The organism is Croceivirga radicis (genome assembly GCF_002072105.2).
GTDB classification, from domain to species: domain Bacteria; phylum Bacteroidota; class Bacteroidia; order Flavobacteriales; family Flavobacteriaceae; genus Croceivirga; species Croceivirga radicis.
In genome coordinates this window covers 287,594-308,681 of the sequence record NZ_MTBC01000003.1, presented here as the reverse complement: position 1 = coordinate 308,681, position 21,088 = coordinate 287,594, and the positions used below count along the sequence as shown (strand labels likewise).

Annotated in this window: 6 protein-coding genes; all 6 read left to right on the top strand. The window is 42.4% G+C overall.

Annotated features, from left to right (window positions below):
• Positions 1-9: 9 nt before the first annotated feature.
• The 6 genes from rplI to BUL40_RS06225 all read left to right on the top strand — a co-directional run bounded on the left by rplI (position 10) and on the right by BUL40_RS06225 (position 21,087).
• Positions 10-462: a 50S ribosomal protein L9 gene (gene rplI / locus BUL40_RS06250; RefSeq protein ID WP_010517959.1), complete on the top strand. Its 453-nt coding sequence runs from the start codon at positions 10-12 to the stop codon at positions 460-462.
• A gap of 102 nt (positions 463-564) precedes the next feature.
• Positions 565-3,708: a TonB-dependent receptor gene (locus BUL40_RS06245; protein WP_080318517.1), complete on the top strand. Its 3,144-nt coding sequence runs from the start codon at positions 565-567 to the stop codon at positions 3,706-3,708.
• 158 nt (positions 3,709-3,866) lie between these two features.
• Complete coding sequence (locus BUL40_RS06240) at positions 3,867-8,951, top strand: T9SS type A sorting domain-containing protein (protein WP_080318516.1); 5,085 nt, start codon at positions 3,867-3,869, stop codon at positions 8,949-8,951.
• A 196-nt stretch (positions 8,952-9,147) separates the two neighbouring features.
• The gene (locus tag BUL40_RS06235; protein WP_080318515.1) at positions 9,148-13,980 is read left to right on the top strand and encodes a hypothetical protein; all 4,833 of its coding nucleotides are present in this window, start codon (positions 9,148-9,150) and stop codon (positions 13,978-13,980) included.
• 5 nt (positions 13,981-13,985) lie between these two features.
• Positions 13,986-16,067 (top strand): fibronectin type III domain-containing protein, encoded by a 2,082-nt coding sequence (locus tag BUL40_RS06230; RefSeq protein ID WP_080318514.1) that lies wholly within the window; start codon positions 13,986-13,988, stop codon positions 16,065-16,067.
• A 1-nt stretch (position 16,068) separates the two neighbouring features.
• Positions 16,069-21,087 carry a T9SS type A sorting domain-containing protein gene (locus BUL40_RS06225; protein WP_080318513.1) on the top strand — a complete coding sequence of 1,673 codons (5,019 nt, stop codon included), beginning with the start codon at positions 16,069-16,071 and terminating at the stop codon, positions 21,085-21,087.
• Position 21,088 lies beyond the last annotated feature (1 nt).

The window sequence follows — 21,088 nt, the reverse complement described above, 5'->3', positions numbered from 1 at the left end:
ATTTGAAGCATGGAATTGATATTAAAACAAGACGTACAAGATTTAGGCTTCAAGGATGATGTGGTAACTGTTAAGCCAGGTTACGGTAGAAACTTTTTGATCCCACAGGGAATGGCAACTCTAGCTACCCCTTCTGCTATCAAAGTTTTAGAAGAAAATCTAAGACAAAGAGCGCATAAAGAGAAAAAGGTTATAGACGAAGCACAAAAAGTAGCAGATAGCCTTAAAGAGCTAGAAGTGAAGATAGCTGCTAAAGTTGGTGCAGGAGACAAATTGTTTGGATCTGTTACTAATATAGACTTAGCAGAAGCGTTGTCTAAACAAGGACATAGTATTGATAAAAAATTCATCAATATCCAAGGTGGTGCTGTTAAAAGAACCGGTCCTTATAACGCGGTAATAAGATTACACAGAGAAGTGGTGGTTGATTTTCCTTTTGAGGTAGTTGCAGAAGCAAAATAAATCAACATCTTAAAGTTAATAAGTTAGAAGAGCTATGCGTGCATAGCTCTTTTTTTTTGCACTATATTCGCAAAAAATTAAACTTTATTTAACAAAAACAAGATGAAAAAAGTTTTACTAGCGGGCCTAGTTTGTATGCTTACCATAGTGTCTGCATTTGCCCAAGTAACCACATCTAACATCAGGGGTACTGTTACTGATGATTTAGACGCACCATTATTGGGTGCCAATGTAATTGCAGTACATACGCCAACAGGTACCACTTATGGTGCCATTACCAATGAGGAGGGTAGATTCAATTTATTGAATTTACGTGTAGGAGGGCCTTACGAAGTAACAATTTCTTACATTGGTTTTAAATCTCAATCTAGAAACGATGTATTCCTTTCTTTAGGTAAAACGTTTAATCTAGACGTACAACTGGCAGAAGATAGCCAACAATTAGAAGAGGTGGTCGTAGTGTCCGATCAATCTGGTACATTTGGTAGTGACCGTACTGGTTCAGAAACCAATGTTGGTAGAAGAGAATTACAGCGTTTACCAACTATTTCTAGGTCAACTAACGATTTTACCAGATTAGAGCCAACAGCCAGCAATGGTTCATTTGGTGGCCGTAACGATCAGTTCAATAACTTTTCTTTGGATGGTGCAATTTTTAATAATCCTTTTGGTTTAGATGCAGCCCAGCCAGGCGGCCAAACAGGGTCAAACCCTATTTCTATAGATGCTATAGATCAAATACAGGTTACTACTGCTCCATACGATGTTACCCAATCTGGTTTTACAGGTGCTTCTGTAAACGCAGTAACCAAAAGTGGTACCAATGAATTATATGCCTCAGTTTATGGATTCTACAGGAATGAAGATATGACTGGTGGTAAGATAAAAGGAGACGATGTATTTAAGGCAGATTTGAGCCAAACCCAATATGGTGTAAGTATTGGAGGGCCTATAGTAAAGAATAAGTTGTTCTTCTTTGTAAATATTGAGAAAGACGATAGAACGGATTTAGGCTCAGGATTTGTACCTAACACCGGCACGGGAGCCATAAATGAATCACGGGTGTTAGCTTCTGATTTTGCTTTGGTAGATAACATTTTGCGCCAAGTTGCTATTGGAGACGGGCAGTTTTACAATCCAGGTAGGTACCAAGGGTTTAATTACGGCCAAGAGTCTACCAAAGGTATATTTAAGTTAGATTGGAATATAAATGAGAATAACCGTTTAGCGGTAATCTACAACTTTTTAAATGCATCTAAAGAAAAACCAGCACATCCAACGGCATTAGGCTTTAGAGGTCCAAGTTTAGCTACCCTTCAGTTTGAAAATGCTGGTTATGAAATAAACAATGAAATTCGTTCTGTACAAGTAGAATTAAACTCTACCTTATCTAATGAGGCTATTAACAAGCTACAGGTAGGTTATACACATTTTGACGATTATAGAAATCCACTTTCTACTCCTGCACCAGCTATAACCTTGTTAGACGAAAGTGGTAGTTCTAATTATATAATTGCTGGTCATGAGCCTTTTTCTATAAACAATAGGTTAGATCAAAAGGTATTTCAACTAACTAACAATCTAAACTTTTTTAAAGGTGACCATACTTTTACCGTTGGTTTTTCTTTTGAGAAATTTCAGTTTGATAACTCTTTTAATCTTGGTGCTTATGGAGCTCAAGGTACCTTTTTTCCAACAGGATCTATCGCAGATTTTAGAGACCCTGCCAATGAAGCTAGTCTGGTTTCGTTTTTCCAAGAAGCTTTTGACGCTGCAATTGCAAGAAACAACTCTAGCAATGCCCTGGGAGAAGGCGTGCCAGGGGGTTGGGGATTGGCGGAGACCAACGTAGGCCAAATGGCATTTTATTTGCAAGATGAATGGAATGCTACAGAAAACTTTAAGTTAACATATGGTATCCGTTTTGATAAGCCATTGTTCTTTGATTCTGCAGAAAAAGCGCAAGATGTTATAGACAGAGGTTTTGTAGTACCAGATTATCCATGGTTTAATCCAAATACCCAAGAAACGGTAACAATAGACAATACCTTAATGCCAACCAATAAATGGTTGCTTTCTCCTAGATTAGGATTTAATTATGATGTTAAGGGTGATCAGTCTTTACAATTAAGAGGAGGTTCTGGTATTTTTACAGGTCGTTTTCCTTTTGTATGGTTAGGTAACCAAATCGCCAACCCAGATTTGTTCTTCTTGCAAGCGGTAGACCCAGATTACCAATTTCCACAAGTTTGGAGAACAAATATTGGTATAGATAAAGCGTTGGATAACGGTTTAACCTTAACTGCAGACGTATCTTATACTAAAGATATTAATGGTCCGCATGTACAGCACTGGGGCCTAACTAACCCTACTGCCACTTTAAATGGGGTAGATAATAGACCTATTTATACCTCAGAAAACCAACTTAATAATCAAGGTTTGGGTGCAGGCCCGTTTGTGTTCTCTAATTCTGATAAAGGTCGTATTTGGAATGCTTCTCTAAAAGCCCAGAAAAACTTTACCAACGGTTTATATACTATGGTTTCTTATAGTTATTTAAATAGTAAAGATGTAAATTCTATTGAAGCAGAAATCACCAGCGATGCTTTTGTTGCCAATGCAATTTCTGGTAATGTTAATGATGATGTATTGTCTTACTCTAGGTATGGGGATACCCACAGATTTATTGGTGTTATCTCTAAAGCATTTAAGACAGGAACAACTATCTCAACCTTCTTTGAATATGCTAAAGGTGGTAGATATAATTACATCTACGGTGGCGACATTAATGGAGATGGATCTGGAATAAACGACTTATTGTATATACCAACAGCTTCAGAAGTAAGCCAGATGAATTTTAGTGGTCCGGGGCAAGCAGAAGCTTTTGAGGCATTTATTCAACAAGATGACTATTTGAGCGACAACCGTGGCACATACGCAGAGCGTTACGGGGCATTGGCTCCATGGAGGGGAAAGTGGGACTTAAAAATTCTACAGGACATTAAAATAGCGGAAAAAAATACCATTCAATTGAGTTTAGATGTATTGAACATAGGAAACTTAATTAGTTCAGATTGGGGTGTAGTTCAGATACCAAATAACCAACAAGTATTAGGTGTGTCTGTAGACGAGAACAACAACCCAACCTATACTTTTGATCAAAACCTTACGGAAACGTTTAATTTTGATAGTAGCTTAATTTCTAGATGGCAAGCACAGTTTGGAGTTAGATATATATTTAACTAAACCAACTAGCTTTAAATTATAAAAGAACCCCTAACCGAAAGGTTAGGGGTTTTTGTTTGTAGTAAAGTCAAGAACTTCAGGTTATTACGTAGTAGAACGAAAATAATTGCTATTCTTACGGTATGGTGTTATGTTTGAAGGAGGTTTGATAACTTAATATGAAAAAGACTTTTAAAGTTTTATTATTTATATTATACTCGGTTAATATCTGGAGTCAAGATTATAGGGTTAAAACCACGATAAGATTCAATCCAACTAATAGCAGTAGATTTACAATAGATACAAGCGGGAATTATTATATTGGAATTCGAGGATTAAGTCTTGCTCCTGGAAACCTAATTAGATATGGAGAATGTACAAATCCGTTACAAACCAGTTCTTATGTAATTGTTGGAGACAAAGAATTGAGTAAAACCTGTTATTTTGATTGGTTAGGTGATATACCAAGTTTTATAAATACTTGGTTTGAAGGAAATACAAGCATTACTATTGATGGAAACAATTACAATGATTTTTCCGTTACTCATAACTTATCAGCTCCTCCTTCTGGGTTTAGACCATGTAATTCGTATACATCTTGGGATACTAATACATCTAATGGATTTACAGCGTCTTCAATGACCTCTATTAATTATACTTTTATTCCTCTTAATGAAGAAATCAACAATACTATTTCGGGTAGTACTTTAGCCATGGATGATATGTTTTTGTTGGAATTTGTAAGTGGAAATAACGCTTCAGGATGGGAATATTCTTTAGATGAAGGAGGTAACTGGGAGCCATTTAATAATAGAGAAACAAGCTTATCAGAATTAGGTTTAACTATTAATGACATTAATAATGGTTTAATATGGATTAGAGGAGTCGCCTGTGGAAATCTGGATGTTTTTACAAATCATATAGTTATCGGTGTAAGAGACGAAAGCATCGAACACAGTAGTTTAACTACCGAAGATGAGACCTGTGCTGGTTCAGGAGATGGTAAAATACGATTGGGTTTTGAAGATGACGTTGAAGAGGGTTATTTTATGCGCTATTATATCTATCAGGGCAATGCGGATGATTTTGTAGGCAATGTAACCGATTCTATACCGGCTAGTCCAATGGACGTTTATGAGGATGTAAATTTTCGGACCTCAGCAGGATTTGGCAATAACCTGGGTCCGCTACAATTAAACCCAGACACTGGTGAATACGAGGGCGAATATTCTCTTTTAGAGGGTTCAAATGAGGGAAGCCCTATTGCCGGCCAGCCTTATTACATCGTTTACCAAGAGGTAAGGCAGGTGAACGGTCAAGATTATTTAGACGTCAAGAGCGGTAATATCACGGAGACGTTTTACATAAGGGCTCCATCGGCATTGTCAGTGAGCACGCCCGTTATTACGCAACCGGAATGTGCCGGGGACACGGGCACCATTGGTTTTAACGTTTCAGGAGGTGGTTATGCTAATACTGATGCTGCACGATATTATTACAGCGTAGCTAGTGGCGGTGGTTTTGTGGATTGGACCGAAAGTACCACGGGAGCTATAAGCATCCCCAATCTAAATGCGGGCACTTATAATATAAAAGTAGTTGCTGGGAACAGTAGTTTGGCCAATACGGATGGTTGTCATGTGACCCTTTCGGACCTCACCATTGCGGCCCCCGTTCCCCTAGGCTTTGATTTGAGCTCCAGCCCGGAGTCCTATCCAGGAGCCAATGACGGAACCGTAAGTGTGAGCAACATCACGGTTCGTACAGGGATGACCTTGTCCATCAATACTAATCCAGTAGTAGAAATAGATGTGGATAATCCTATTAATAGTACTCCTTTATTTAGAGACTTGCCATCCGGTACCTATGCGGTCACCCTAAGTGCAGGTACTTGTACATATACGGAGAGTATCGAGGTCACGGTGGTTACCCTACCCGTGATTACGGTCAACAGCACTACGGCAGATGATTGCGACCCTGCGGGAGCGGGTAGCGTAGATTTCAATATAAGTGGTGGTGTAGGCGACCGTCCCTACCGTGTTTTGGCCAGTGACGGTACAACGGTAATCGCCAATGGTACCGCTACGGACGCCAATGTGATCACGGTAAACGATTTGGTTTTTGACACCTACACCATACAAGCGGTAAACCAAGGCAATGATTTTGGTAATCCCAACCTAATCTCCTCAGCGGAATTTACCATAGACTCCGGAGCCAATATAGAAATAAGCAACGTAGCCACCACGGTGATAAACTGTTTTGGAGGAACCAGTACCCTGACCTTTGATACCAACCTAGGTACCGCCGCGGAATACTACCTAGATACCCAAGCGAACCCCGATTTAACAACGGTTACCTGGACGGGCTATGATGTAGCAGGCCAACCCGGATTAACGGCAGGCACGTATTACCTATGGGTGCGTAGCACTACGGATACGAGCTGTATAGAACGCTATGATGGGGGTGTTATCCAAATCGTATCGCCAACGGCACTGGCCTATACGCCAACGGTGATAGACAATACGGAAGAAGGTGGTACGGCGGGGCAGATAGACCTAGGCCCAATAACGGGTGGCACGGCACCCTATACCATAACATGGGTATCCGGTCCTGCAGGTTTTGATCCTGTAATAGCTGGTAACAGTCCTGTGATCGCGGGGCTTTCCTCAGGGCTATACACGGTAGGGGTAACGGATGCCAATGGATGCGAGATGGCCATGGACATAGAGGTACGAGACCCAATTTTACGGATCGTAGGCACGGCAGTTCTGGACGAGCGTTGTTTTGGAGCAGGGGACGGTAGCATCCAAGTAAATTATACGGGTCTGGGAACGGTAACATTGGATTATACGGGTCCTGAGTCGGGTAGTTTGGACGGCACGGGACAAAACAGCTTGGTATTACAAGATCTAGCCCCTGGTGAATATACCTTGACCTTGGGCAACGACCGTGGGGAGGCGGACCAAACCGCAACGGTAACAGTGGGGGGGTCCCCTTCGTTGTTTGAATTGGCAGGGAACCATACGGTCAGTCCCGTTAGCTGTATTGGCGCATCGGATGGCGTACTTACCCTAACCCTTACGGGAGGTTGGGGAGACTACCGGTATAGTTTGGATGGCGCGGCCAATGCCAGCAGTGCGGGTGGCACCTTGACCTTTACCAACCTAACGGTAGGGACACACAGTTTATTTGTTACCGATAGGGCAAGTAACGGATGTAGTTATGCGATAGACTTTGAAGTGGACGAACCAGAACCGATAATGGCTACCGCTTCCGTAGTAGGGCTATCGTCCTTTGGGGCAGACGATGGTACTATCCGTATCACGGAAATCACCGGAGGCACCTTGAACGGTGCGGACACCTATCAATTGGCTTGGTCAGGGATAGGAGCGGTAACCACCACGGACAATGGGTGGACGGCAGTAGATTTGGCACAAGGCAACTATAGTGTACGCATCACGGACGGCAATGGTTGTTTTGCGACCTTTGACTATGTGGTCACCGAACCGGGAGAGCTTGCGGTAACCCTTACGGCGGACGGGGAAGTATCCTGTTATGGCGAACGAACGGTCACCCTGATCAGTACTATTGTTGGCGGTACCCCCGGGTACGCTTACCAATGGTATCAAGAAGAGGGCGGTAGTTACAGGGCTATAGCAGATGCTACGGAAGCCGACCTTTTTGATGTTGGTGCAGGGAACTACCGTTTAGAGGTAACGGACAGGGACGGTGCAGGAGTGGGTGCAACAGCAGAGTTGACCATAACCCAACCAGAAGCGCTCACTATCACCTTGGAAGGCATCACGGATATAGAGTGTAACGGAGCCGCTAGCGGCGGGGCCACGGTAACCGTAAGCGGAGGCACGGGCGACTATGAATATGCTTGGTACGATGCAGGTTTTAATGTGGTGGCCACCACGCCCAACCTAGCCAATGCGCCCTCTGGAACGTATAGCTTGGAGGTAGTGGATGGCAATTCTTGTTTTACCACCTTAACGGATATTACTTTGGTAGACCTATTTGCTCCGCTAGCAATTAGCGAGTCCACGGTAACCAATGTCAGTGCATACCAAGGCGCGGATGGAAGCATTGGCATCACGGTAGTGGGGGGTAGACCGGACTACACCATTAGCTGGGAAGACCAAACGGGAGCCATAGTGGGCAGTAGTGCCAGCATAGCCAATGTAATGGCCGGGAACTATAGGGTAACCATTACCGATAGCAATGGCTGTGAGGCAACGGAAGTTTACGAAGTGACCCAGCCCGATATTATAGAAGCAACCATTGACCACCCCCGTTGTTTTGGTAATGCGGATGGTAGTATAGGCTTAGAAGTGAACAAGGGCAACGGCAGTTTTACCTATCAATGGAACACGGGAGCCACCACGGCCGAACTAACAGGATTGTCCGCAGGTTTTTACACGGTAACGATAAGTGGATTTGCCAGCGGAACGGAAACCCGCACGTATGAGTTGGTGAATCCCCCATTACTCACGGTAGATTTGGGGCAAGACGTGGTCCTGTGCAGGGACCAAGGCGTGCGTTACGATATTGGCACGGAAGCAGAAGGCGCCACCTACCAGTGGACGTCCGACACGGGATTCAGCAGTAGCTCGCCCATAGTAGATTTGGACCGGGCCGGTACCTATACCGCCACGGTGAGCACCCCACTAGGTTGTACGGCCAGCGGCACGGTTACCATAACCACGGTGGCGCAAGACATAAGCGCGGAACTGGCGCTATCTACCCAAGCCTTTACCGATGAGAGCATCATGGCGGTAGACATCAGTTACCCACTCCCGGACCGTGTGGAATGGATATTACCGGAAGGAGCGGAGTTATTGGAGCAAGACCAGGACCAGGTAGCCTTTTTGTTCCAAGAGCCAGGAGAGTACGAGATAGGTCTGGTTACCTACCGCGGACCGTGTACGGCATCCCAATACAAGACCATATTGGTATTGGAAAAGGACCAGACGGTTAGTGGCGCGGGCACGGACGGGTACCAAAAGCGGGTAGACGAGTTCTTGGCCTATCCCAACCCTACCAGCGGTAATTTTACGGTAGAAGTAGGGCTAACGGAAGTGGCCAACGTATCGGTTAAGGTATTCAACCTTTCCAATAACCGTATCATAGCGGCACAAAAGGAAGGTGGCGAGGACCATTACCGGATGGCCATGGATATACGCCAGGAGCCGGCAGGGATATACGCCGTACTAATAGAGACCCCCTATGGAAAATACCTTAGAAAAGTGATTAAAATATAAGTCAGAAATTAAGTGGCTTTCTGTATACTATATCTTTAATACTTATACAAAAAGGTTATTGCCCATATCAATTCATCGAAAACTTTCTATAAATGTTAAAGAAACGTTTATATTTATAGCATTAACTATAAAAGCTCCCGAATTTTTTCAAATTTTTCGGTATTTATATTCTGTTTTAGGCTAAACAATTTTATATATGACCAACCAACTACGCCAAGTATTATTGTTCGTCTTTGCATTTATTTTCTACATCCATGCAAATGCAGGAGTATATCCGGTAGACCCAGGAAAAGACTCAATTAAAGTATTGAATAAAAAGAGTGAATCGCTCCAATTGTTAGAAGAAAATGTTACTAGAAATTTTCCAGAATTAGATGAACATTTAAAAGACCAGTTAACCAAATTTTCCCTAGACTATTCCACTAAAGAACCTGAATTTAATGAGGAATATCTAGAAGAGCATTTTAATAGAAATCCAAAAACCGATACGCTAATAGCAAAAGCATATCGTTTATTTCAAACAGTTGAGGGTCTGGGTAGTTTTGTAGATAAAATAACGGGTAAAGAACTTCTAAAATTACCAATCGGTATGCGTAAAAGAGACTCAACTGGAAATACTGTAACATTGGCAATTTCAGAAGTTGAGTTTACACCCCAACACGCTATTATAAAAGCATTTGCTAAGTTGGAAATTCCTGAAAAAGGAAGCAATAATCAAAAAAAGGAGTTGATATTTGGCGCGGAAAATATCATTTTAACACACGATGGTGGGTTGGCAGGTGACATGCGTCTGGTTTTGTTGGGAGACGTTGGTATACCTATAAATGGCGATCAATGGTTAATAACTTTAAAAGGTAGTATTGATCTTAAAAAAGACGGTGCCTTTTCAGAAGATAGTTACATAGAGTTCAATTGCGATGGGTTAAAACAAATAGGCTTAAAAGGAGAAGTAAGAGTATCAAGGGAGTTATTGAAACCATTGAATCAAGATGGTACGCAAAAATGTTCCAATATGGGCGAGGTTGGGTTACCAGAACCTAGTTCGTCTCAAATGGACTGTTATGTAGGTACAACTTTCAATATCCAAACCTCAGGATGGAACGATATTTTTTTAGAGGTAGACCTAGACCCCTTTGAAGTGGTGGGATTAGATGGATGGGGTTTTTATACGCAGAATGTTGTGCTAGATTTAAGTGATATGCGGGGTTCTACTCAAATGCGCTTACCCAATGAATATAATGCCATCTATGGCGGAGCCGATTTGAAGCTATGGAGAGGTTTTTATGCAGAGGAAATAAGTGTAATGCTACCTCAAGGAATAGAAGATAAAAATGAATCTAATGGTAGGGTTCGTTTTGGAGCTACCAATTTAATTCTGGACAGTCAAGGTATTTCGGGTACATTTTTCGGTGAAAATGTTTTAACAGAGGGTAATGGAGCTGCCGGAGAATGGGCTTTTACTATCGAAGATGTTTCCCTTACCCTATTGGCAAATAATGTTCAAGGTGGATCAATGGGGGGTAATATTTCTGTACCCATTTTAAAACAGCCTATGGATTACGATGGCTACATTCATCAAAATGGTTATGGATTACAAGTTAGTTTAACCGAGGCTTACAGTGCTCCCGTATTTATGGGAGAGTTAAATTTAGCTCCTAACAGTAGCGTAGCTATAGACGTAATAGACGGTAAGGTGTATCCTTATGCTAATCTTACAGGTACTATGGGTATAACGGGTAACCTTGATGATACTCCAGAAACAGTTGAGCAACGTACAGAAGAAAATAAATCCGAAACAACAAGTAGTGAGACAAAAAAAGAAGATGAAAGTGGAGCTATTAATTTCAGAGGTATAGTCTTTGAGGAATTGGAGTTGCAAACACAACCAGGCACAAAAAAAATTCAGGCTAAGAAGTTTGGTTTTGAAGGTAATCTCAACCTTATGAATTTTCCAGCTTCAATAAGCAATCTTAACTTGATAACCCCTGCAAATCAAGTCGGACTAGAGTTTGACCTTACTATAAACTTAGATGGATCTGGTACTGGGGCAACAACTAAGCTAGCTATTCTTGGAAATACCGAAGAAAATGGTAAATCTTGGAAGTTTAATGAGGTTAAGCTATCGGCGATAGAAATAAATTATGAAAAAAGTGGCATCTCTTTAGTCGGTGGATTAGAAATAATGAAAGATCATCCTTTATATGGTAACGGTTTTAAAGGATTATTGATGGCCAATATTGATAAATTAGATTTTTCTGCAAATGGAAAAGCAATTTTTGGTAGTAATGAATTTCGGTATTGGAGCGTAGATATTTGGACAACATCTAACGAAAAGACTCAATCCAACAACAAATTATTGATAGACTCTTTTGTAGGTGGAATTTCCAATAGAATGAGAAAGGTTTCCCAAAACAACGGCTTTAATCCAGAAGATTCAGTTTACGAGCCAGATATAAATACAGGTCTTGGTATAAGAGCAGGTGTTCAAATCAATTCTCAAAACTCGGGCACTTTTTCTGGGAAAGCATATTTAGATATGGAGTTTAATGTACACGGAGGCTTAAACCGAATTGGATTCATTGGAGAGGGCGCTTTCATGGGTGATAGTAATTATGTACAGGAAACTGCGGACCCAGCTGCATTAGCCGAAACTTTTAAAGTTGTAAATGAAAAATTTGAAAGTAATCTTGTTCATGTAAATCAGCTAAAAGATGATGGTAATTACATGGAAGCTTCTAAAGAAACCATACCATTAAGTTCTGTGGCCGGCTCAGGTAAAGTTGGTGTATATGTTGGGATAGAAAAAGATTTTGTCAATGATACCTTTGATGGTGAATTTGAGTTGTATATAGACTTACCAGGATTAAGAGGTGGTGGTGAGGATAATTTAGCCGGTTATGCAAAAATACATACCAGCCCAACAGACTGGTATGTTTATATAGGGACACCGCAAAAACGTATTTCTTTAATTTTTGATGTAAAAATGACGGAGATAGAGGTTGGTGGTTATTTTATGACCGGAACTCAGTTGCCAAGTCAATTAGATCCACATCCTAGAGTTGTTCAAATTCTTGGTAGAGATATGTTAAACAATAATAGACAAGAAAACCAACTACAAGCGGGTAGAGGTTTTGCTTTTGGTTTGAATTTTGCTTATCGAAAATCATTTACTGGCGGACTATTTTACGCATCAATAGAGGCTGGCGCAGGATTTGATGTAATGCATGCCTTTTATCCAGATGCACAATGTTTAGGACGTCCAGGACCAGTTGGCAGTAATGGCTGGTATTCTATGGGTCAGGTGTATGCATACATCTATGGCGAATTTGGTATTGATGTAAACCTATTATTTGTAAAGGGAAAATTTAAAATTGGTGAAGCAGGTATTGCCGCCATGTTAAGAGGACAATTTCCAAATCCAGTATATATTCAAGGGTATGTAGGAATGTATTACAATATTCTTGGAGGGCTGGTTAAAGGTAGAATGCGTTTAAAAGTAGAAATGGGTGAGGAATGCCAACTATCTAATGTTGCCGAAGGTGTAGGCGTCCCAATAATATCAGATGTTCAACCTAATAACGGCGCAGATGATGTTTCGGTCTTTGCTGCTCCGCAAGCGGTTTTTAATTATGCTATTAATGAAGAAGTAACCGTGGATTTAGAAGAAGGACAAAAAACCTTTCGTATTCATTTAGATACTTTTAAAGTAATGCATCAAGGTCAAGAAATTGATGGCACAACAGAATGGAACGATGCTAAAGATGCAATAACGTTTAAACCAGAAGAAACGTTGCCCTCTCAAGATGATATCAAGGTTTTGGTAGAGGTATCGTTCGAAGAACGTGTTAATGGTGCATTTAGACCTTTGTTAGAAAATGGAAGTCCCGTTAAGGAAAGTAAAGAAATCACGTTTCAAACAGATGAAGCTCCGGACCATATTCCATTAGAAAATATAGAATACATCTATCCTGTTGTAGACCAAGGGCAATTTTATCCAGAAGAATATAAAACAGGTTATCTAAAGATGATAACCACACAAGATTATTTGTTTCAAGGAGAATATGAGATGAGAGCAGAATTTATTGCCAACGGGCAAGGTATAAGAACAGATTTATCTTATGATAGAGCCAACAAATTGGTGTTCTTTGATATTCCTGATATGGATTTAGAAAGTGACTATGAAATAAGTATCATCGCTTTTCCTCCAGGAGCCAATATAGAAACAGAAATTGTAGTTGAAGAAACTGAAGTATACTCAGAAGAGGATGCAGGAGATACAGCGTGGTACAATCCAGATTCAGATACCCAAGAGAGTAAAAATGTGGGCAGTAGTGTTGTGGTAAGTAATAAAAAGGCTGCTAATGTTACCATATCTAACGGTGCTCCAAAACCAATACTAACGTATAATTTTCAAACAAGTCAACATCCTAGTTTTGGTGATAAAATAAGTGACTTAGAAATAACAAATAACATCACTAATTACATCGTAGCAGATGTGCACAGTTTAAGTATTAAGGTTGCCAATTATGAATATTTAGATGCGTTAGAGATTTTTGGGGGTAGGTATACCAATTCGCAACCTCTAGTTTATGCGCAAGCAAAACTAACAGATAATTATTTTAACAATGTAATCGAACCTTTAGTATACAATGAATATCCTCTAAACGGCAACATTTATGTAGATAGAGGCGAACAATCAGAAGAAGTATTAGGTGTCCCTCCCGTAAGGTCATTTTACATTAGTACTAATTACATTGCTAATCTAGAGGAGAACCCTAATTCTTCTTGGGTAAAAAATAGAATACCGTTTGTGTATAATTTACCAATGCAATACAAAATAGATTTTGCACATTTTAGAAATACCATAGCAAATAGATATGAACCAGGTTCAGCTGGGTATAATCAATACAGTTATTTAATGCAAGTTTTTCCAGCTATGCCATTTGGTACATATAAAGCAGAATTAATCTATAGAACTCCAGGCAATCGCTATCAAAAGGGATATACCATCAGATATAAAAACGATTAAAAGCTATGTACAGTAAATTACTTACATATTTAATTTTACCTATAATTCTTGGGTTTTCCCAGTTAACCATTAGTCAAGAACTTATTGTTACCGCCAATCCTGCGGTAAAAGTTATTGCACGGTCTTTAGAAGACAGAGTGCTTTTGCGTTGGGCCGTAGATCAACCTTATGCGTGGAAGAAAGCTAATGAATCTGGTTTCTTAATAGAACGCATTACAATAGAAAGTAATGGACTTGCTTTAGATAACGGTCCTAGGATAGTATTAACTACCCAGCCATTAAAACCTGCTCCCTTAGAAGCCTGGGAAAATTTGGCCACGCAAAATCAGAATGCCGCTATTTTAGCCCAAGCATTATACGGTCAAAGTTTTAATGCTACACCTCCGGGCAATAGTACCATGACCATGGTTTATACCATTAATGAAGAGTTGGAGCAAAGACATACGTTTGCTCTATTAGCAGCAGAACAAAGCTGGGATGCCGCTAAGTTAGCAGGTTGGGCATTTGAAGACACCTCTATAATAAAAGGTGAAAAATACATCTACAGCGTTAAGGTGGCTCCCACCGATGAAGAAGCAATAAAAATTGATAAATCTGCCGTAGTAGCTGGTACACCTTTTTATGAGGCTTTACCCAAACCTATAGAACTATCTGCCGTTTTTGGAGATGGTGTGGCTAACGTAACATGGGACTTTAATTTGCTAAAGCATATTTATTCTAGCTACAATTTGGAGCGCTCTGTTAACGGTAATCCTTTTGAGAAAGTTAATACATCGCCCATATTTAATGCCCAGCAAGGGGCAGATGGTCAAAGTGCAGCTTTGTTCTATCAAGACACTATAACTAATGGTAAAGCGTATAAGTATAGAGTAAAAGGTTTTACGGCTTTTGGTGAAGTAGGGCCATATTCAGAAGAAGTAGGGGGTATGCCTAAAGAAAGATTAGCATTTACCCCTAGAATTTCTAGAAAAAAAATGATTGACCCCAATACAGTAGAATTGTTATGGGAGTTTGATGAGAAAGGGAACGAAGCCATTAAAAGTTTTTATTTAAGTAGAAGTAATAAAGACAATGGCGTTTATACAAAAGTAGTAGAAAACATCCCTGTTAATCAAAGAAAAATCACCTATAAAGGGCTAAAGGCGATAAATTACTTTAGGATCACGGCTGTTGGTAAAAATGGAATAGAGAGTGAATCCTATTCTTCCATGGTGCAACCAATAGATAGTACACCACCAGCGCCACCAGTAAACATAACGGCCAAAATAGATACTACTGGCGTAGTAACTTTAGAATGGAATAGAAATACAGAAGTAGATTTGGCTGGTTATCGGGTTTATAGAAATACCTCCAAAACGGCAGAATTTTCTATGGTAAGTCCAGCGTTGATAAAAGATAATCGTTTTACTGATACGATTACCATCAAAACCTTGAATACCAAGATGTATTATAAGGTAACGGCGGAAGACCAAAGGTATAATACTTCAGAATTTTCTAAGGTATTCGCTTTAAATATTCCCGATGTTTTACCTCCTTCTCCTCCTGTAATAAAATCGTTTGCAAATAATGCGGAAGGTGTAGCAATTACTTGGGTACCAAGTAGTAGTAAAGATGTAAAAGCGCATATTCTATTTAAAAAGGAGACCCAAAGCAAAGAATGGTTACAGCTCAAAGTATTGGAAAGCGATACCACTTTTATGGATGAGAATACGGTAGCTGGTACGTTTGCTTATACGGTTATTGCAAAAGACAGCACCGGATTAGAAAGTACCCCTGCCAAGCCAATAATTGTAAAGCGTAAGGGACAAACAAATACAGAAAAAGCGATGAATTTAACGGCAGTGCCTAATAGAGAGCTCAGGTTTATAGCCATCCAATGGCGTATAAAAAATGAAGACATAAGCGAGTACCGCTTGTACAAAAGTGTTAACAGTGGACCTTTGCGGTTGTACCGAACGCTAGATAAAGAAAGTAAAGGAATAAACGATGTAGATATTTCTGTTAATACGGAGTATGGTTATGGCATACAAGGTGTTACAAGAACAGGAGTAATTACACCCATTAAAAAAATTCAAGTAAAATATTAGGATGAATTATTTAAAGTCCATACTGTTCTTTTTTCTTTTTTGCAATTTAGCTTTCGGTCAGGGTAAATTATATGTGGGCCAAAATCGACAACCAGAATTTGATGTTCCAGGAAATCAATGTAGAGTTGATAATTACATGGAGAGATATAATATAGGATACGATGTAGGTGTGCATAATATTCCAAATAGTGGTGTGTTTGTTGAACTTACATTTCAAGAAGGGTATAATGATGACCCAGGGTATGGTTGTAACGGACCCTGTGGTCAATTTGGTTGGAGACCTACGCTTAATAGATCTACTTGGCTTTACTATTTGCAAAATATTTCTATAAACTATAATGGGCCTAACCCGGTTACTTGTCCGGTGGATGATACGTTTCCTTTAGATTATAATGCCATTTTCATGCCCGATATGGAAGTTGTTAGCGATGTAAATACTTGTGGTCCCTTATTTGAAGAAATAAACACACCAACACAAAATTTACAAGCTTTAGGTATACAATGGGAGTATCGCGATTTGTCTGGTCAATGGCAGGTTTTACCCAATTATGCATATGAATTTCCGTTGACTAGGAGTATCGTAGATATATTTGGTTCAAATTATACAGATACGATAGGGGATTCAGTTTTATTTTTAAAGTACACAGTATTTCAAAGACAATTTGAGAGTGAACGTTATGATATTTCAATTATAGACTGCTCCATCGAACACAGTAGTTTAACTACCGAAGATGAGACCTGCGCTGGTTCAGGAGATGGTAAAATACGATTGGGTTTTGAAGATGACGTTGAAGAGGGTTATTTTATGCGCTATTATATCTATCAGGGCAATGCGGATGATTTTGTAGGCAATGTAACCGATTCTATACCGGCTAGTCCAATGGACGTTTATGAGGATGTAAATTTTCGGACCTCAGCAGGATCTGGCAATAACCTGGGTCCGCTACAATTAAACCCAGACACTGGTGAATACGAGGGCGAATATTCTCTTTTAGAGGGTTCAAATGAGGGAAGCCCTATTGCCGGCCAGCCTTATTACATCGTTTACCAAGAGGTAAGGCAGGTGAACGGTCAAGATTATTTAGACGTCAAGAGCGGTAATATCACGGAGACGTTTTACATAAGGGCTCCATCGGCATTGTCAGTGAGCACGCCCGTTATTACGCAACCGGAATGTGCCGGGGACACGGGCACCATTGGTTTTAACGTTTCAGGAGGTGGTTATGCTAATACTGATGCTGCACGATATTATTACAGCGTAGCTAGTGGCGGTGGTTTTGTGGATTGGACCGAAAGTACCACGGGAGCTATAAGCATCCCCAATCTAAATGCGGGCACTTATAATATAAAAGTAGTTGCTGGGAACAGTAGTTTGGCCAATACGGATGGTTGTCATGTGACCCTTTCGGACCTCACCATTGCGGCCCCCGTTCCCCTAGGCTTTGATTTGAGCTCCAGCCCGGAGTCCTATCCAGGAGCCAATGACGGAACCGTAAGTGTGAGCAACATCACGGTTCGTACAGGGATGACCTTGTCCATCAATACTAATCCAGTAGTAGAAATAGATGTGGATAATCCTATTAATAGTACTCCTTTATTTAGAGACTTGCCATCCGGTACCTATGCGGTCACCCTAAGTGCAGGTACTTGTACATATACGGAGAGTATCGAGGTCACGGTGGTTACCCTACCCGTGATTACGGTCAACAGCACTACGGCAGATGATTGCGACCCTGCGGGAGCGGGTAGCGTAGATTTCAATATAAGTGGTGGTGTAGGCGACCGTCCCTACCGTGTTTTGGCCAGTGACGGTACAACGGTAATCGCCAATGGTACCGCTACGGACGCCAATGTGATCACGGTAAACGATTTGGTTTTTGACACCTACACCATACAAGCGGTAAACCAAGGCAATGATTTTGGTAATCCCAACCTAATCTCCTCAGCGGAATTTACCATAGACTCCGGAGCCAATATAGAAATAAGCAACGTAGCCACCACGGTGATAAACTGTTTTGGAGGAACCAGTACCCTGACCTTTGATACCAACCTAGGTACCGCCGCGGAATACTACCTAGATACCCAAGCGAACCCCGATTTAACAACGGTTACCTGGACGGGCTATGATGTAGCAGGCCAACCCGGATTAACGGCAGGCACGTATTACCTATGGGTGCGTAGCACTACGGATACGAGCTGTATAGAACGCTATGATGGGGGTGTTATCCAAATCGTATCGCCAACGGCACTGGCCTATACGCCAACGGTGATAGACAATACGGAAGAAGGTGGTACGGCGGGGCAGATAGACCTAGGCCCAATAACGGGTGGCACGGCACCCTATACCATAACATGGGTATCCGGTCCTGCAGGTTTTGATCCTGTAATAGCTGGTAACAGTCCTGTGATCGCGGGGCTTTCCTCAGGGCTATACACGGTAGGGGTAACGGATGCCAATGGATGCGAGATGGCCATGGACATAGAGGTACGAGACCCAATTTTACGGATCGTAGGCACGGCAGTTCTGGACGAGCGTTGTTTTGGAGCAGGGGACGGTAGCATCCAAGTAAATTATACGGGTCTGGGAACGGTAACATTGGATTATACGGGTCCTGAGTCGGGTAGTTTGGACGGCACGGGACAAAACAGCTTGGTATTACAAGATCTAGCCCCTGGTGAATATACCTTGACCTTGGGCAACGACCGTGGGGAGGCGGACCAAACCGCAACGGTAACAGTGGGGGGGTCCCCTTCGTTGTTTGAATTGGCAGGGAACCATACGGTCAGTCCCGTTAGCTGTATTGGCGCATCGGATGGCGTACTTACCCTAACCCTTACGGGAGGTTGGGGAGACTACCGGTATAGTTTGGATGGCGCGGCCAATGCCAGCAGTGCGGGTGGCACCTTGACCTTTACCAACCTAACGGTAGGGACACACAGTTTATTTGTTACCGATAGGGCAAGTAACGGATGTAGTTATGCGATAGACTTTGAAGTGGACGAACCAGAACCGATAATGGCTACCGCTTCCGTAGTAGGGCTATCGTCCTTTGGGGCAGACGATGGTACTATCCGTATCACGGAAATCACCGGAGGCACCTTGAACGGTGCGGACACCTATCAATTGGCTTGGTCAGGGATAGGAGCGGTAACCACCACGGACAATGGGTGGACGGCAGTAGATTTGGCACAAGGCAACTATAGTGTACGCATCACGGACGGCAATGGTTGTTTTGCGACCTTTGACTATGTGGTCACCGAACCGGGAGAGCTTGCGGTAACCCTTACGGCGGACGGGGAAGTATCCTGTTATGGCGAACGAACGGTCACCCTGATCAGTACTATTGTTGGCGGTACCCCCGGGTACGCTTACCAATGGTATCAAGAAGAGGGCGGTAGTTACAGGGCTATAGCAGATGCTACGGAAGCCGACCTTTTTGATGTTGGTGCAGGGAACTACCGTTTAGAGGTAACGGACAGGGACGGTGCAGGAGTGGGTGCAACAGCAGAGTTGACCATAACCCAACCAGAAGCGCTCACTATCACCTTGGAAGGCATCACGGATATAGAGTGTAACGGAGCCGCTAGCGGCGGGGCCACGGTAACCGTAAGCGGAGGCACGGGCGACTATGAATATGCTTGGTACGATGCAGGTTTTAATGTGGTGGCCACCACGCCCAACCTAGCCAATGCGCCCTCTGGAACGTATAGCTTGGAGGTAGTGGATGGCAATTCTTGTTTTACCACCTTAACGGATATTACTTTGGTAGACCTATTTGCTCCGCTAGCAATTAGCGAGTCCACGGTAACCAATGTCAGTGCATACCAAGGCGCGGATGGAAGCATTGGCATCACGGTAGTGGGGGGTAGACCGGACTACACCATTAGCTGGGAAGACCAAACGGGAGCCATAGTGGGCAGTAGTGCCAGCATAGCCAATGTAATGGCCGGGAACTATAGGGTAACCATTACCGATAGCAATGGCTGTGAGGCAACGGAAGTTTACGAAGTGACCCAGCCCGATATTATAGAAGCAACCATTGACCACCCCCGTTGTTTTGGTAATGCGGATGGTAGTATAGGCTTAGAAGTGAACAAGGGCAACGGCAGTTTTACCTATCAATGGAACACGGGAGCCACCACGGCCGAACTAACAGGATTGTCCGCAGGTTTTTACACGGTAACGATAAGTGGATTTGCCAGCGGAACGGAAACCCGCACGTATGAGTTGGTGAATCCCCCATTACTCACGGTAGATTTGGGGCAAGACGTGGTCCTGTGCAGGGACCAAGGCGTGCGTTACGATATTGGCACGGAAGCAGAAGGCGCCACCTACCAGTGGACGTCCGACACGGGATTCAGCAGTAGCTCGCCCATAGTAGATTTGGACCGGGCCGGTACCTATACCGCCACGGTGAGCACCCCACTAGGTTGTACGGCCAGCGGCACGGTTACCATAACCACGGTGGCGCAAGACATAAGCGCGGAACTGGCGCTATCTACCCAAGCCTTTACCGATGAGAGCATCATGGCGGTAGACATCAGTTACCCACTCCCGGACCGTGTGGAATGGATATTACCGGAAGGAGCGGAGTTATTGGAGCAAGACCAGGACCAGGTAGCCTTTTTGTTCCAAGAGCCAGGAGAGTACGAGATAGGTCTGGTTACCTACCGCGGACCGTGTACGGCATCCCAATACAAGACCATATTGGTATTGGAAAAGGACCAGACGGTTAGTGGCGCGGGCACGGACGGGTACCAAAAGCGGGTAGACGAGTTCTTGGCCTATCCCAACCCTACCAGCGGTAATTTTACGGTAGAAGTAGGGCTAACGGAAGTGGCCAACGTATCGGTTAAGGTATTCAACCTTTCCAATAACCGTATCATAGCGGCACAAAAGGAAGGTGGCGAGGACCATTACCGGATGGCCATGGATATAAGCCAGGAGCCGGCAGGGATATACGCCGTACTCATAGAGACCCCCTATGGAAAATACCTTAGAAAAGTGATTAAAAACTAAT